Origin of the sequence: Nocardia sp. NPDC058497 (assembly GCF_042720195.1) — a bacterium.
GTDB lineage: Bacteria > Actinomycetota > Actinomycetes > Mycobacteriales > Mycobacteriaceae > Nocardia.
The window spans coordinates 2,872-18,015 of record NZ_JBHXMY010000059.1 but is presented as its reverse complement, the minus strand read 5'-3'; the positions used below and the strand labels follow the sequence as shown (position 1 = coordinate 18,015).

General features: G+C 67.7%; 15 protein-coding genes. 11 read left to right on the top strand and 4 right to left on the bottom strand.

The genetic code is table 11. The features are described 5' to 3' along the window. Positions 1-80: 80 nt before the first annotated feature. Complete coding sequence (locus ACFWPJ_RS06895; protein ID WP_378848137.1) at positions 81-491, bottom strand: hypothetical protein; 411 nt, start codon at positions 489-491, stop codon at positions 81-83. Positions 492-690: 199 nt separating this feature from the next. Between ACFWPJ_RS06895 and ACFWPJ_RS06890 the strand changes: the two genes are divergently transcribed. Together ACFWPJ_RS06890 and ACFWPJ_RS06885 are read left to right on the top strand one after the other, a co-directional pair. Further along, complete coding sequence (locus tag ACFWPJ_RS06890; protein WP_378848136.1) at positions 691-2,862, top strand: molybdopterin-dependent oxidoreductase; 2,172 nt, start codon at positions 691-693, stop codon at positions 2,860-2,862. Positions 2,863-3,031: 169 nt separating this feature from the next. Then, positions 3,032-3,661 (top strand): pyridoxamine 5'-phosphate oxidase family protein, encoded by a 630-nt coding sequence (locus ACFWPJ_RS06885; RefSeq protein ID WP_378848133.1) that lies wholly within the window; start codon positions 3,032-3,034, stop codon positions 3,659-3,661. Here the strand turns inward: ACFWPJ_RS06885 and ACFWPJ_RS06880 are convergent, their stop codons facing one another. Beyond that, complete coding sequence (locus ACFWPJ_RS06880; protein ID WP_378848130.1) at positions 3,662-4,159, bottom strand: GtrA family protein; 498 nt, start codon at positions 4,157-4,159, stop codon at positions 3,662-3,664. Positions 4,160-4,174: 15 nt separating this feature from the next. Between ACFWPJ_RS06880 and ACFWPJ_RS06875 the strand changes: the two genes are divergently transcribed. From ACFWPJ_RS06875 to ACFWPJ_RS06855, 5 genes are all read left to right on the top strand, one after another. Beyond that, on the top strand, positions 4,175-5,602 hold the full coding sequence (locus ACFWPJ_RS06875) for an FAD-binding protein (protein ID WP_378848127.1): 1,428 nt from the start codon (positions 4,175-4,177) through the stop codon (positions 5,600-5,602). Next, positions 5,599-6,378: a decaprenylphospho-beta-D-erythro-pentofuranosid-2-ulose 2-reductase gene (locus ACFWPJ_RS06870; protein WP_378848126.1), complete on the top strand. Its 780-nt coding sequence runs from the start codon at positions 5,599-5,601 to the stop codon at positions 6,376-6,378. The genes ACFWPJ_RS06875 and ACFWPJ_RS06870 overlap by 4 nt, the downstream gene beginning before the upstream one ends. Before the next feature lie 130 nt (positions 6,379-6,508). After that, positions 6,509-6,733 carry a type II toxin-antitoxin system VapB family antitoxin gene (locus tag ACFWPJ_RS06865; protein ID WP_378848123.1) on the top strand — a complete coding sequence of 75 codons (225 nt, stop codon included), beginning with the start codon at positions 6,509-6,511 and terminating at the stop codon, positions 6,731-6,733. Continuing rightward, positions 6,730-7,158 carry a PIN domain-containing protein gene (locus ACFWPJ_RS06860; protein WP_378848121.1) on the top strand — a complete coding sequence of 143 codons (429 nt, stop codon included), beginning with the start codon at positions 6,730-6,732 and terminating at the stop codon, positions 7,156-7,158. Before ACFWPJ_RS06865 ends, ACFWPJ_RS06860 begins: the two co-directional genes overlap by 4 nt. 77 nt (positions 7,159-7,235) lie before the next feature. Continuing rightward, a complete protein-coding gene (locus ACFWPJ_RS06855) occupies positions 7,236-9,206 on the top strand; it encodes a galactan 5-O-arabinofuranosyltransferase (RefSeq protein WP_378848118.1) in 1,971 nt (656 codons plus the stop codon). Here the strand turns inward: ACFWPJ_RS06855 and ACFWPJ_RS06850 are convergent. Together ACFWPJ_RS06850 and ACFWPJ_RS06845 are read right to left on the bottom strand one after the other, a co-directional pair. Next, a complete protein-coding gene (locus tag ACFWPJ_RS06850; protein WP_378848116.1) occupies positions 9,190-9,600 on the bottom strand; it encodes a PIN domain-containing protein in 411 nt (136 codons plus the stop codon). The two genes, ACFWPJ_RS06855 and ACFWPJ_RS06850, sit on opposite strands and share 17 nt — an antisense overlap. Beyond that, the gene (locus tag ACFWPJ_RS06845; RefSeq protein WP_378848113.1) at positions 9,597-9,848 is read right to left on the bottom strand and encodes an AbrB/MazE/SpoVT family DNA-binding domain-containing protein; all 252 of its coding nucleotides are present in this window, start codon (positions 9,846-9,848) and stop codon (positions 9,597-9,599) included. The genes ACFWPJ_RS06850 and ACFWPJ_RS06845 overlap by 4 nt, the downstream gene beginning before the upstream one ends. 185 nt (positions 9,849-10,033) lie before the next feature. Here ACFWPJ_RS06845 and ACFWPJ_RS06840 point away from each other — a divergent pair, with 185 nt between their 5' ends. The 4 genes from ACFWPJ_RS06840 (at position 10,034) to ACFWPJ_RS06825 (ending at position 15,071) form a co-directional block, all read left to right on the top strand. Then, positions 10,034-10,576 (top strand): hypothetical protein, encoded by a 543-nt coding sequence (locus ACFWPJ_RS06840; protein ID WP_378848110.1) that lies wholly within the window; start codon positions 10,034-10,036, stop codon positions 10,574-10,576. A 204-nt stretch (positions 10,577-10,780) separates the two neighbouring features. Further along, a complete protein-coding gene (locus ACFWPJ_RS06835) occupies positions 10,781-11,293 on the top strand; it encodes a hypothetical protein (RefSeq protein ID WP_378848108.1) in 513 nt (170 codons plus the stop codon). 36 nt (positions 11,294-11,329) lie between these two features. Next, positions 11,330-14,758: an arabinosyltransferase domain-containing protein gene (locus ACFWPJ_RS06830; protein ID WP_378848105.1), complete on the top strand. Its 3,429-nt coding sequence runs from the start codon at positions 11,330-11,332 to the stop codon at positions 14,756-14,758. Between the two features lie 151 nt (positions 14,759-14,909). Continuing rightward, entirely contained in the window at positions 14,910-15,071 is a 162-nt protein-coding gene (locus ACFWPJ_RS06825) for a hypothetical protein (RefSeq protein WP_189032574.1), read from the top strand. Positions 15,072-15,144 lie beyond the last annotated feature (73 nt).

The following is a 15,144-nucleotide window of genomic DNA, read 5'->3' as shown; positions in this document are numbered from 1 at the left end:
GTGACGATAAAAGCTCGGGCCGGGCGGCGGTCGATCCACCCAGTGACCCAGTCCGACCCGGCCCGAGCTTTCTTCAGTGCCTACTTCAGGCCGAGAGCCGCACTGCCCGAATCGAGGAGATCCTGGATCGGGTTGCCCGCCGCGTCGCCCACGGCGACGGTCTTGTCCAGCAACTCGACGGCCGGGCTGTTGACGCTGCAGGACTCGCCCTCACCGACGTAGAGGTGGACCCGCACCCGGTGGTTGCCCGCCTCGATGTTCGCGAGCACCGCGGACGGCTTCTCCTTGGAGAGGATGGCGCTCTGCAACATCTCGTCCACCATCACCGTCCCGGACCAGCAGGCGTCGTCGGTGTTGTTGATGGAGACGGTGATGGTGTCGGTGCCACCCACCGCGTCGGCGGTCCGCGCGGCGGACGCGGTGCCCGCGAAAAGGGTGATCGCGGCGGCGACGAGGGCAGTGGCCCCGGTGGCAAGCTTGAAAGTACGCATTGTTCCCTTCCAGAACCCCCCGCTACCCCCCTCCCTGGTGATCATAGGACGATCCGACCTTTCTCCGTGCCCCCAATAGTGTTGGGGCCAAACCTGTTTCGCGAGAGACCAACATGGGTATAGCGCCCCGGCGGAACGCACCCATCGCGGGTTTCGGCGTTTTCGAACCCGGGTGCGCCGGACGGCGTAAGGATGGGGCATGGCTCCGCGAACGCTGCTGCGCACCTGTCCGCTGTGTGAGGCCGTCTGCGGTCTCGCGATCACGCTCGACGACGCCGACCGGGTGGTCTCGGTGCGCGGCGATCGCGACGATCCGTTCAGCAAGGGCTTCCTGTGCCCGAAGGGCGCGAGTTTCGGCAAGCTCGACGATGACCCCGATCTGGTCACCACCCCGCTGATCCGCGAGGGCGACGGCTTCCGCGCCGCGAGCTGGGACGAGGCGTTCGACCTGATCGCGACCAGATTCACCGAGGTCGTCACGGCGCACGGCAGTGGCTCGACCGCTGTCTACCTGGGCAATCCCAACGCCCACACCGTCGCGGGCGCGCTCTATCTCCCCGCCCTGATCCGCGCGCTGAGCACCCGGCACATCTACACCGCGAGCACCGCCGACCAGATGCCCAAGCAGGTCGCGGCCGGACTCATGTTCGGCGACCCGCTGACCGTGCCAGTGCCCGATCTCGACCGCACCGACTTCCTGCTGATGCTCGGCGCCAACCCGCTCGAATCCAACGGCTCGCTGTGTACCGCGCCGGACTTCCCCGGACGGTTGAAGGCGCTGCGTGCCCGCGGCGGCAAGCTGGTCGTCGTCGACCCGAGGGCGACCAGGACCGCGGCGCTGGCCGACGAGCACCTGTTCATCCGCCCCGGCGCCGACGCCTACCTGCTGTTCGCCGTCGTCCACACGCTCTTCGCCGAGGAACTGACCGACGTGCGGATCGAGGCCGACGGCCTCGACGACCTGCGCGCCGCCGCCGCGGAGTTCACCCCGGAAGCGGTCGTCGAGCGCACCGGCATCCCGGCCGACACCATCCGCGCCCTGGCCCGCGACCTCGCCGCGGCGCCGACGGCCGCCGTCTACGCCAGGATCGGCACCTGCACCGCCGAGTTCGGCACCCTCACCCAATGGCTGGTCGACGCGATCAACGCGCTGACCGGCAATCTCGACGCCCCCGGCGGCGCCATGTTCGCCACCGCGGCGGCGGGCGGCATCCCGCGCACCAGGCCGTTCCGGCCGGGCCGCTGGACCAGCAGGGTGCGCGGACTGCCGGAGACGATGGGCGAACTGCCCGTCGCCACCCTCGCCGACGAGATCGAAACCCCCGGTCAGGGACAGATCAAAGCCCTGGTCACGGTCGCGGGCAACCCGGTGCTGTCCGCGCCGAGCGGCGCCAGGCTCGACCGCGGACTGGCCGGGCTGGAGTTCATGGTCAGCGTCGACCGGTACATCAACGAGACGACCAGGCACGCGTCGGTGATCCTGCCGCCGCCGCGCTCGGTGCAGTCGTCGCACTACGACTTCGCGCTGCTGCAGTTCGCGGTGCGCAACTACACCCGGTACTCGCCTCCCCTGGTTCCGCTCGACGGCCGTCCTTCCGAATCGGCGGTGATCGCGCGGCTCGCGGCCGCCGTCAGCGGGCAACCGCACGCCGGCACCGGCGCGGACAGCCCGATCGCGATGATCGACGAGCTGGTCATCTCGGGCATGCTGCACAAGGCGGGGATGAGCGAGCGGCGCGACGAGCTCGACGGCACCGACACAACCGAACAGCGGATCGACCTGATGCTCAAGCTCGGCCCGTACGGCGCGTGGAACGGCGGCGAGCTGAGCCTGCGCGCCCTGCTCGCCAACCCGCACGGCATCGACCTCGGTCCGCTGCGACCGCGCCTGCCCGGCGTGCTGCGCACGGCGTCGCGCAAGGTGGAACTCGCACCGCCGGAGCTGCTCGCCGACGTCACCAGACTGCGTGCCGGACTCGCGGCGAGCGCACCGGAGATGGTGCTGATCGGGCGCAGGCAGCTGCGCTCCAACAACAGCTGGATGCACAACATCCCGGGCCTCGTCGGCGGATCGAACCGGTGCACGCTGCAGATCCATCCCGACGACGCGAGCAGGCTCGGCCTCGGCGAGCTGGCCGAAATCAGTTCGGCGGCTGGCTCGTTGACGGTTCACGTCGAACAGACGCCGACGATCATGCCGGGCGTGGTGAGTTTGCCGCACGGCTGGGGACACGGCGCGAGCACCACCCAATCGGTCGCGCTCGCGCACGCCGGCGTGAATGCCAATGTGCTGACCGATGATTCGGTGGTCGACGCGGTGTCGGGCACCGCCGTCTTCAACGGCGTCCCGGTGACGGTAGGACCGGCCTGATCAGTCCACTCCGGAAACCGTTGCGCAAACCCGGCTTTCATACCATTCGCAACAATGGACACGCCCCATAACTGGTGATGCTCCCCTAGACTGGGTGAGATCGCGGTCACAGGCGGGGGTTTCGGCGCGAAACCCGCATCACCCGGTTCGGCTAGCAGAGGGGGCCCCGATGCCCGGAAAACACGTCGGCAGCGACGGAGAGCACGAGCTTCAGGACACGTTGGGCACCACGGACAGGGCCGAACGCTTCTACGACGACCAGGTGATCGACTACCTGAACCCGTCGATGGTCGAATTCGTCGCGCGGATGGACATGGCGTTCATCTCCACCGCCGACTCGCACGGCGAATGTGACGCCAGCTTCCGGGCAGGTACCCCGGGATTCCTGCACGTCATCGACGAACGCACGGTTGCGTACCCCGAATATCGAGGTAACGGGGTAATGGCCAGCCTCGGCAACATACTCGAGAACCCGCACGTGGGGATCTTGATGATCGACTTCGTTCGCGACCTGATCGGGCTGCACATCAACGGTAAGGCCCGCATGGTTGCCGACAGTGAGCTACGCGAGACCGTCGGCGATCTGCCAGACCCTGAACGCGGGAAGTCATCGCAGGTGTGGATCGTCGTCGACGTGGAAGAAGCCTATATCCACTGCCGCAAGCACATTCCGCAGATGGTGCCGGTCGCGCGGGATCGCCGCGAGTGGGGCACCGACAGTGTCAGGGCCAAGGGTGGCGACTACTTCGGCGTCAAGGCGGGCAAGCAGCCTGCACCCGCAGCGGCCAAGGCCAGCTGACTACTTGATCTTGAAGATCACCAGCCGCTGCACGACGAAGTTGATGACGGTCGCGGTGCCCTGCGCGATGACGAACGCGAGCGGCTGCCGCCACCACTCGTCGGGCAGCGCGAAGTACAGCACCGCGTTGATGCCGACCTGCACGGCGAAGGTCACCGCGTAGAGCGCGACAACGGCGAAGAAGCGCGCCCTGCTCGGTTCGGCCTTGAACGTCCAGCGGCGGTTGATCAGGTACGCGGTGGTCGTTCCCGCGACGAAGCTGATGGCCTTGGCCAGGCTCACCGGCCACCCGACCAGGTTCAGCAGCAGGCTGTAGATGCCGTAGTCGACGATCGCCGAGAGGCCGCCGGTCAGCGTGAACCGCACGATCTGCGTCTTCAGGTCTACGTCGGTTCCGCCGGGCTCGTCGACCAGGGGAATCTCGGCGGGAAGCGGCAGATGCGGTTGGGCTTGCACGTGAGGAAGACTACGAGACCGGTCGCGTTTCCCGCCATGCATGTAGCCTCTTAGCCGATGTCCGAGAACATTCCGACCACCACCGACGGTGCGTTTGCGCTGCCTACGCGCACGCGCACGCTCACCGGATGGGGTCGCACCGCACCCACCTCCGCCGAAGTGCTCTCGACCAGCGATCCCGAGTTGATCGTCAAGGCCGTGAGCATGGTCGCCGAGGACAACGACTCCAAGCCGGCGCACCTGCGACGCGGCGTGATCGCCCGTGGCCTGGGCCGCTCGTACGGCGACCACGCGCAGAACGCGGGCGGGCTCGTCATCGACATGCCCGCGCTCAACCGCATCCACCGCATCGACCGCGATTCCCGCATGGTCGACGTGGACGGCGGCGTGAGCCTGGACCAGCTGATGAAGGCCGCGCTGCCGTTCGGCCTGTGGGTCCCCGTGCTACCCGGCACCCGCCAGGTGACCATCGGCGGCGCCATCGCCTCCGATATCCACGGCAAGAACCATCACAGCGAAGGCAGCTTCGGCAACCACGTCCGCTCGATCGACCTGCTGACCGCCGACGGCTCTGTGCGCACGATCTCGCCGACCGCCGACGCCGAGCTGTTCTGGGCCACCGTCGGCGGCAACGGCCTGACCGGCATCATCCTGCGCGCCACCGTCGAGATGGCGCCGACGGAGACGGCCTACTTCCTCAACGACGGCGTGAAGACCTCCACGCTGGACGAGACCGTCGCGGTGCACAGCGACGGCAGCGAGGCGAACTACACCTACTCGAGCGCGTGGTTCGACGTGATGAACCCGCTGCCCAAGCTGGGTCGCGCCTGCCTGACCCGCGGCCGGCTGGCCAAGGTCGACGAGCTGCCCAAGAAGCTGCGCAAGAACCCGCTGAAGTTCGACGCGCCGCAGCTGCTGACGGTGCCGAACATCTTCCCGAGCTGGTCGGCCAACCGCCTCTCGCTCGGCGCTGTCGGCGAGGCGTACTACGCCATGGGCGGTACCTACACCGGCAAGGTCCAGAACCTGACGCAGTTCTATCACCCGCTCGACATGATCGCGGAGTGGAACCGGGTCTACGGTTCGGCTGGCTTCCTGCAGTACCAGTTCGTCGTGCCGACCGAGGCCGTCGAAGAGTTCAAGCGGATCATCATCGACATCCAGGCGTCCGGGCACATCTCGGCGCTCAACGTGTTCAAGCTGTTCGGCGAGGGCAACGCGGCGCCGCTGAGCTTCCCGATGCCCGGCTGGAACATCTGCGTCGACTTCCCCATCCGCCGCGGCCTCAACGAGCTGGTCACCGATCTGGACCGGCGCGTGATGGAGTTCGGCGGCCGCCTCTACACCGCGAAGGACTCGCGGACCAGCGCGGAAGCGTTCCACAAGATGTACCCGCGGATCGACGAGTGGATCAAGATCCGCCGCAGCGTCGACCCGACCGGCGTTTTCATGTCCGATATGGCCAGGAGGCTGGAGCTCCAGTGATCAACGCAGTGGGCAACCCACAGACCATTCTGCTCTTCGGCGGCACCTCCGAGATCGGTCTCGCGATCTGCGCCGAGTACCTGCGCAAGAGCCCGGCCCGGATCGTCCTGGCCAACCTGCCCGGCGACCCGCTGCTCGAGGGCGCCGTCGCGCAACTGAAGGCGGCCGGTGCGACCCAGGTCGACGTCATCGACTTCGACGCGCTCGACACCGACTCGCACCCGAAGGTCGTCGACGCCGCGTTCGCCGCGGGTGACGTCGACGTCGCGATCGTGGCGTTCGGTGTGCTCGGCGACGCCGAGGAGCTGTGGCAGAACCAGCGCAAGGCGGTCATGACCGTCGGCATCAACTACACCGCCGGTGTGTCGGTGGGCGTGCTGGTCGGCGAGAAGTTCAAGGCGCAGGGCCACGGCCGGATCATCGTCATGTCCTCGGTCGCCGGCGAGCGCGTTCGCCGCTCCAACTTCGTCTACGGCTCCACCAAGGCCGGCCTCGACGGCTTCTACCTCGGCCTCGGCGAGGCGCTGCGCCCGCACGGCCCGCGCGTCACCGTCGTGCGCCCGATGCAGGTGCGCACCTCGGCGACGAAGGCGCACTGGGAGGCCACCGGCTCCAAGGAAGCCCCGCTCACCGTAGATCCAGAGGACGTCGCCCGGATGGCCGTCTCCGCCTCGGAGAAGGGCACCGAGATCGTCTGGGCCCCCGGCGAGGCCCGCTTCCTGATGTCGGCCCTGCGCCACGTGCCGCGCCCGATCTTCCGGAAGCTCCCCATCTAGTCGGGACCCCGCTCCGAATCACTGCCGCACCGTTGCTAACGGTGCGGCAGTTTCGTTTAGCGGAGAGGGTGGGGAAGATATGTACAATTTAGGCGATGGCGAAGGCCAGATCATGTACAGGAGTACTGACATGTCGCTAACGCATATCGACATCGACGATGAGTCGCTGGAGAAGGCCAAACGTCTTGGCGGTCATCGCACGAAGACTGCCGCGGTCGCCGCCGCCCTTGACGAATACAACGAGCGACGCGACCGGGTCGCAGCGTATGACCGAGCCATCGAGCTCGCACAAGGCTGGGACATCGAGGGTATGGAAGCCGCCCACCGCGCCGCCAAAGAGGCCTACCGACGGTGACCGGATATCTGATCGACTCGTCGGCGATGTGGCGCATGCTGCGCGGCGGTCCCGTCAGCGACACATGGCGCGACGTCATCGCAGATGGCGCGCTGCGATCGTGCTATCCACAGCGAACGGAGTTCTTTCGGTCAGCTCGAAATCTCGAAGAGTACGACGAATTCACGACGCTGTTCGATCAGACGACGCGCGATGCGGCGGTCCCGAAATCGGCTGGTTCGTGGATCCGCACTATCCAACGCCGAGCAGCACAGGGCGGCTGCGTGAACTCGCTATCGGCCGTTGACCTGATGATCTGTGCCACCGCCGTGAATCACAACCTGACCATCGTCCACGACGACAAGGATTTCGTCACCGCGACCAGGTTCGCGACCGAGCTGCGCGAAGTCAATGTCCACGACGGGCCGCTGGAACTGGGGATCTGAGAACCCGACGGCTCGAGTCGACTCCACTAGGCTGGCCCGGACCGTGGAGCTGAGTGGAGCCGGAGGATTGCGCGCCGATGACGACCAACGATGAGGTGCGGGCGGGGCGCAGGATCGGGGCCGGGGTCGGTGAGGGCGTTGCGGCGGCGCTGGTGGCGCTCGTTGTCGCCGTGGTCGGGCTGTTCGCGTTCTCGGCGGTGCAGTGGCCTGCGTTCAACTCCTCCAACGTGACTAGGGCGCTGACTACGGTCGGCCAGGTCGTCGCCATCGCGCTGCTGGTGGTTTCGGTGCTGCTGATCCGGCTGCGGAAGTGGCCGGTGGTGGCGAAACTGGCCTCCTGGGTGGGTATTTCGAGCTTTGTGACGGTGACGCTCGGTATGCCGCTGGCGGCGACCAAGCTGTATCTGTTCGGTGTCTCGGTGGATCAGGAGTTTCGCACCGAGTATCTGACGCGGCTCACCGACAGTGCGGCGCTGCGGGATATGACCTATGTCGATCTGCCGCCGTTCTATCCGGCGGGCTGGTTCTGGATCGGCGGGCGGGTCGGAAATGTGCTCGGCATGGACGGCTGGGAAGTGTTCAAGCCGTACTCGATCGGGCTGCTCGCCATTGCCGCGACGGTGGCGCTGGTGCTGTGGACGCAGCTGGTGCGGGCCGATCTCGCGGTCGGCGCCGCGGCGGCTGTCACCGCCATGACGCTGGCCTACGCCTCCCCCGAGGCCTACGGCGCGGTGCTGGTCGTGTTCATTCCGCCGGTGCTCGTGCTCGCCTGGGGTGCGCTGCACCGGTCGACGGGCGGGTGGGGCGCGGTGCTCGGCACCGGACTGTTCCTCGGTGTCGCCGCCTGCTTCTACACGCTGTACCTGGCGATCGTGGCGTTCACCTTGGTGCTGATGGCCGTGGTCGCGGCGGGTGTGGCCGTGTACACGCGCAAGGAAGACCTGCGGCCGCGGGTCGGCGGACCGCGTGCCGTCGGTGGTCCGGCGCCGTGGCGGTCGGCGATCGCGCCGCTGACCAAGCTGGTCGTCATCGGGGCCATCGCCGCCGTGCTCGCGCTGGTGGTGTGGGCGCCGTATCTGCTGAAGATGCTGTCGGGGGCGAAACTGCCCTCCGGCAACGCCTTCCACTATCTGCCGCAGTCGGGCGCCGAGCTGGCCTTCCCGATGCTGGAGTTCTCGCTGCGCGGTGCGCTGTGCCTGCTCGGGGTGCTGTGGCTGGTGTTGCGCGCCGGAACCTCGCGCCGGGCCCAGTCGCTGGGACTCGGGGTGGTGGCGATCTACCTGTGGACGCTGCTGTCGATGGCCGCGACCGCCGCGGGCACCACGCTGCTGTCGTTCCGGTTGGAGCCGGTGCTGCTCGCCCTGCTCGCCGCCGCAGGCGTTTTCGGCTTCGTCGAATTGACGGCCCTGGTCTACCGAGCGATGAACGACTCGACCCCGGTGCGCACCGCAGCGGGCGTGGTGGCGGTGCTCGGCGCACTCGCCTTCGCCCAGCACATCCCGACCGTGCTCACCCACGAGATCGACACCGCCTACACCGACACGGTGCCCACCGATGTGCCCAACGCCGACGGCACTTTCGGCGAACGCGCCGACAAGCGCAAGCCCTCAGCGGTGGCCTACTACCACGCGATCGATGAGGCCCTGCTGGACCGAACCGGCCGCCCCCGAGACGAAACCGTCGTCCTCACCGCCGACACCAGCTTCCTGTCCTTCTACCCCTACTTCGGCTTCCAGGCCCTCACCTCGCACTACGCGAACCCACTGTCGGATTTCAAAGACCGCGCCGCCACCATCGCCGCCTGGAGCAAACTCGACTCCGCCCCCGCCCTCCTCGACGCCATGTCGGCAGCTCCCTGGCGAGCCCCCGACGCCTTCCTCTTCCGCCGCGACGGCGACACCTACACCCTGCGCCTAGCCGAAGACGTCTACCCCAACGACCCGAACGTCAAGCGCTACACCGTCGCCTTCCCCAAAACCCTCTTCACCGACCCCGCCTTCACCACCACCGACATCGGCCCCTTCACCCTGATCACGGTGCGCCGCTGAGCCCTGGCTCGATGCGTCGCACCGTCCCAACCTTGCCGATGCCCTTGTCGAACGAGGCAATCGCCGACCCCGAATCGGCCTCGGCCAGGGCAACCAAATAGGCGTCGGCAAACGACAGACGGTGGTGTTCGTAGACGTCGACGGCGCGGATCAAGACGGCCGGATCATCCGTCGCGACATTGCGTGAACCGATAATCGCTCGCGTCAGCGCGGCCACCTCTGGCCGGGGCACCTGGTACACGCTCTGCAACACGTACACCGTCTCCGCCACGATGAGATCAGGCAGGTAGAGCTCTTCGGACTCCGCGAGCAGAGCCGTCGCGCGCCGACCCATATCCGGTGGATCCTGCGTGAAATGGCGGACCAGAACGTTCGTATCGAGATAGATGGTCAAGACTCCCCATCCCGCCATTGCCGCGCCCACGCGGCGTCGCGGATCTCGTCCCAAGAGCGGCCGCGAACCTGCGGCGGAACGGGCACACTGCCGGCGAGGTCCAGGAGATCCGGAGTCTTCGCCAGCACCACCACCTCGCCCTCCACGCGAAAGTGCACGTTGTCACCAGTGTGTAGTTCCAGCGCGTCACGCACCGCCTTGGGGACAGTGATCTGCCCCTTCGACGTCAGTCGAGCCAATGCATCCATGCCGATCTCCTTACTGATGGAATGAAGTAAGGATACGCCGCATCCCCCGTCCAGGCCGCTCGACGGCACTACACTGACATGTGCGGCATGGTCGCCGCCGGCGGGCGAGTACCACGGCGGATGGCGTTGGAATCTTCGATCCTGCACGTCACGGGTCCCGGCGACCCGCTACCGGAGGAGGACTTATGTCCGATCCGTTGCACACGCGGGTGTGCCTCACCGGCATGCACTGCGACTGCCCGAGCATCAGCTTCTTCGTGGTACCCGAACCGCTGGTTCGCGGTGGGCAGGTGCTGCATATGCTCGAACAAGCGCCGGTCGCCGGACGAAAACCAGAACCTAAACCGGATGTCGACATGATCGACCTGATCGAGGCGGTCCGTACGCCGCTGAGTACCCGCGGCCTCGCCCGCGTCGAGCGCGTCGCGTTCACCGGCAGTCGCCATGATCCGCCCACCGCGCGCACCGTGCTGCACGACCACCTCATCGAGGAACCGGAGCCGTGGGGTCTCGACGTCGACGACCCCGCCGAGCTGATGCGCCTGGAACTGCTGCCCGAACACCGCATCGGCCCGCGCCGCATCGATGACTTCCAGTCCCATTCGGTACGCCAGGCGATGCTGGCTGTCTACCGGTATTTCGAGATCGACCAGCGCATTCCGTTGGTCTATCACGGTTTCGCCGACCCGATCGACGGCTGGTTCGCGCTGCGCGCTTCGGCCGCCTGAATCCCCTGGTCAGACGCCCATGTGTTGATTGACACCCGATAGCTACTGGTGTGCGGGAGCGCGATAGACCACAATATGCCCGGTCAGCGTCAACAAACCGCGCGGTTCGCGTCGCGGGGCGAGTACGCTGCGAAATGTTGACAAGTTCGGCCGACCGAAATCAGTTTTGGTAGTGCTGATCGGTACGGATGCAGAGGTATAGCTATGACGCTCAGCAGATCGGAGCGGATCGATCTCTTGCTGACTCGCCCGCACCGTCAGGAACGTGAGCCCTCCCCCAGGGAAGAGCTGCACACGGTCGGTCAGATCGAGCAGACCGTCGTCGACGCCGCGATCGCCATGCTGGCGCCGGGCCAGAAGTTCGCCCTTCTCTGGTCGCTGCAGGTCGGCGACCACACCGTGGCAGGCGTGCAGATCAAGGAGCGCGACGGTTCGGTCACCAATCTGGTGCCGCCGGTCGAGGTGCTCGAGTACTTCACCGATCACAAGCGCCTGTCCTACGACCCGGCCGTCGGCGCCTGGCTCAGCGCCGAGATCTTCATCGCGGGCCCCACCCGCTACAAGGCGACCTACTCCACCGGCACCGTCGCGGACTGGATGCCGGAGTTCTCGGTCGAGGATCTGCGCGCCGAATTCGCCGCCTTCCCCCGCCCCGACGCCGAGATCCCCGACTGGGCCAAAGCCCAGCTCGATTGGAGCGACCGCAAGACGGGATGACCCGGCGCACAGGTTCGATGGCTAGCATCAACCCCCGTGCTGCGATCTGACCGAGCGTTCACCCGATACCGCCTGATCGCCCTCGTCTGCGGGCTGCTCGGGTTCGTGCTTGCCCTGCTCACGCCGCTGCTGCCGGTGCGGCAGGACCGCGCGAGCCTGGATTGGCCGCAGGCGGGCGCGACCAGTGTCGAAGCACCGCTCGTCTCCTATGTTCCGCAGCGGCTCGACGCGCGACTGCCGTGCACGATGCTGCGCGACCTGCCGGAGACCGGGGCGACAACCCTGGTCAGCACCATCCCGGTCGCGTCGGGCCAGAACCGGAAGGGACTCACCGTCGCCGTGCGTGACGGTGTGCTCGGGGTGCAGGCGCGCGATGTGCCGATGCTGTCGGCGCCGATCGCCGAGATCGCGAACTGCGAGCGCATCACGATCGAATCCACCATCGCGGCGACCACCGTCGAGTTCGCCGGGGTGACGCGCGAGGACGGCAGCCCGTTCCGCAATACCGTCACCGTCGACAAGCGCCCCCAGATCGTCGGCGTCTTCACCGATCTCGACGAGGCCGCGCTCACCGGTGCCCGCGTGCACGCCGACATCGATTCCCGGTTCACCTCCACGCCGACGACGCTGAAGCTGGTGACGATGATCGCGGCCGCGATCGCCACCGTCATCGCGCTGATCGCCCTGCACCTGCTCGACACCTCCGACGGCCGTCGCGCCCGCCGTTTCCTGCCCCGGCACTGGTGGCGGATCACCCCGACCGACGTGGTCGTCGTCGTGACGCTGCTCGGCTGGCATGTCATCGGCGCCAACACCTCCGACGACGGCTACATCCTCAATATGGCCCGCGCTTCCGGCCCATCGGGCTACATGGCCAACTACTACCGCTGGTTCGGCGTCCCCGAGGCGCCGTTCGGCTGGTCCTACGAACTGCTCGCCTGGATGACCAAGGTCTCCGACGCCAGCCCCTGGATGCGCCTGCCAGCCCTCGCCGCGGGCCTGGTGTGCTGGGCGGTGATCAGCCGGGAGGTGCTGCCCCGCCTCGGCGCTCGCGTGCGCCGCGACAAGGTGGCGCTGTGGACGGCCGGGCTGGTGTTCCTGGCGTTCTGGCTGCCCTACGACAACGGCCTTCGCCCCGAACCGCTGATCGCGGCGGGCGCGCTGCTCACCTGGTGCCTGATCGAACGCGCCATCGCCACCGCCCGGCTGCTGCCGGCGGCACTGGCGATCCTGGTGGCCGCGTTCTCCCTCGCCGCGGGCCCGACCGGGCTGATCTGCATCGCCGCGCTCATCGCGGGGACGCGGCCGGTGCTGATGATCATCATCAAGCGGGCGCAGGGTGTGCTGCCGCGCCGGATCGCCGCCGACGAATTCGGCGGCGCAGACAGCGATTCCGCGGGCAGCCGCCGAGCAGAAGCTGCGGATGCGACGACCACAGCGGGCGCGAGCAAGGCGGCGGCTGCCGGCACCGCAGCGACTGCTGACAGCGCAGCGGGTACGAGCAGCGCCGCAGGTACAGGCACAGGCGGTCGACTCTCGCTGGGCGCCAAGATCTTCCGCTACGCCGCGCTCCTCGCTCCCGGCCTGGCCGCGGGCACGATCGTGCTGATCATCGTCTTCGCCGACCAGACCATGGCCACCGTCATGGAGGCGACCCGAGTCCGCACCCTCGTCGGCCCCAATGTCGCCTGGTTCGACGAACGCACCCGCTGGGACTCGCTGTTCATGCTCTCCCCCGACGGCTCGCTGGCCCGGCGCTTCGGCGTCCTGGTGATGCTGCTGTGCCTGCTCGTGTGCATCCTGCAGGTGCTGCGCAAGGGCCGCATCCCCGGCACCTCCCGCGGCCCGTCGGTGCGCATCCTCGGCATCGTGTTCGGCGCGCTACTGCTGATGATGTGGACGCCGACCAAGTGGACCCACCACTTCGGCGTGTACGCCGGGCTCGCCGGTTCCCTGGCCGCGCTGGCGGCGGTGGCGGTCGGCGCCAACGGCATTCGCGCTCCGCGCAATCGCGCGCTGTTCACCGCGGCCGTGCTGTTCGTGCTGGCGATCACCTTCACCGGCTCCAACGGCTGGTGGTACGTGTCCAGCTTCGGCGTGCCGTTCTGGGACAAGGCGCCACTGGTGGCGGGCAAGGGCGTCTCGACCATCTTCCTCGGACTGTCCGTGCTCGCACTGCTGGTCGCACTGTATTTCCATCTGCGCGATCCCTACCGCACGCCGTCCGCGCCGTCGCGTTTCGACCGCTTCGCGACCATGCCGCTGACCATCGCGGCGGCGCTGCTCGTGCTGTTCGAGGTGGCGTCGATGGCCAAGGGCGCCGTCACCCAGTACCCCGCCTACTCGATCGCGAAGTCCAATATCGAGTCGCTGCGCGGCAATACGTGCGGCCTCGCCAACGACGTGCTGGTGGAGACGAATACGGCCGATTCGCTGCTCACCCCCTACACCGGCGCCCCCGCCGACGGACTGAGCGCCGAATCCACCGGCTTCACCCCGAACGGCGTCGCCGCCGACCTCACCGCCGATGCCGACGAAACCGTCGTCGGCGGCGCGAACTCGGTCGACACCGACTCGGCCAACAAGACGACCAACACCACCGGCGCGGGCACCGGCGGCGGGACAAGCACCGAGCCCGGCCTCAACGGCAGCACCGTCGCCCTGCCCTTCGGCCTCGACCCGGCCCGCACACCCGTCCTTGGCTCCTACCAGGACGGCGTGCAGCAGCAGGCGAAGCTGACCTCGCAGTGGTACCGCCTCGACCTCGACACCGTGCGCGACGATCCGGCCTACCAGGCACTCGTAGTCACCGCCGCGGGCCGCATCCGCTACGTCGACACCGACGGCGTCGTGCACTACGGCCAGGGCCTGCGCCTGGAGTACGGCACCCGCGCCGCCGACGGCGAGGTCACGGTGACCGGTTCGGTCGAACCGCTCGACATCGGTCCCGCGCCGTCCTGGCGCAACCTGCGCGTGCCGCTGGACCGGCTGCCCGACGGGGTGAACGCCGTCCGGCTGGTCGCCACCGACAACGACATCACGCAGAAGCAGTGGCTCGCGGTGACCCCGCCGCGGCTGCCGAAGCTGGCCACCCTCGACTCCGTCGTCGGGCAGACCGACCCGGTGCTGCTGGACTGGCACGTCGGTCTGGCCTTCCCCTGCCAGCGCCCGTTCGACCACCACGACGGCGTCGCCGAGGCCCCGAACTGGCGGATTCTGCCCGACCGGGTCGGCTCGGACGCCGCCAACGCCTGGCAGGACGACATCGGCGGCGGCCCGCTCGGGTGGACAGGCCTGCTGCTGAAGGCCGAGACTGTCCCCACCTATCTCGATCACGATCTTGGCCGGGATTGGGGCTCGCTGGAGCGGTTCACGCCGTATCAGCCCGCGCCGCCCGCCGAGATCTCGGTGCGGGTCGTGGAGCAGTCGGGGCGGGCGAAGGAGCCGGCGATCCGGGCGCAGTAGATAGTGCGGCAGCGTAAGGGCAGCGACCGGGCAGTTGCGCGTGTACGGCGCGAAAATCCTAGCGGCCGTTAGCGTTTCGTGTACGTGAAACGGCTGTAAATGTCGGCCGAATGCCCTTCCCAGGCGCGTTTGGGCACGTACGCTGATGGGTATGACAGGAGCCTTCGATGACATGGATCTGGGAGATCTCGTCGAGCTGCTCAGCGACGACGAGAAAAAGGAACTACGACCGGCAGTGATGCGGGTACTGGATAGATTGCCTTCACAAGAGGTGTTACGCCGCGACCTCAACCGTCGCATGCTCAACGTGTGACTCCTGCACCCCGTCAACGACCAAAGGCGGGGGGGGGCGGGGGAGGGGCGGCGCGGCCACTAGAGCGGCGGAG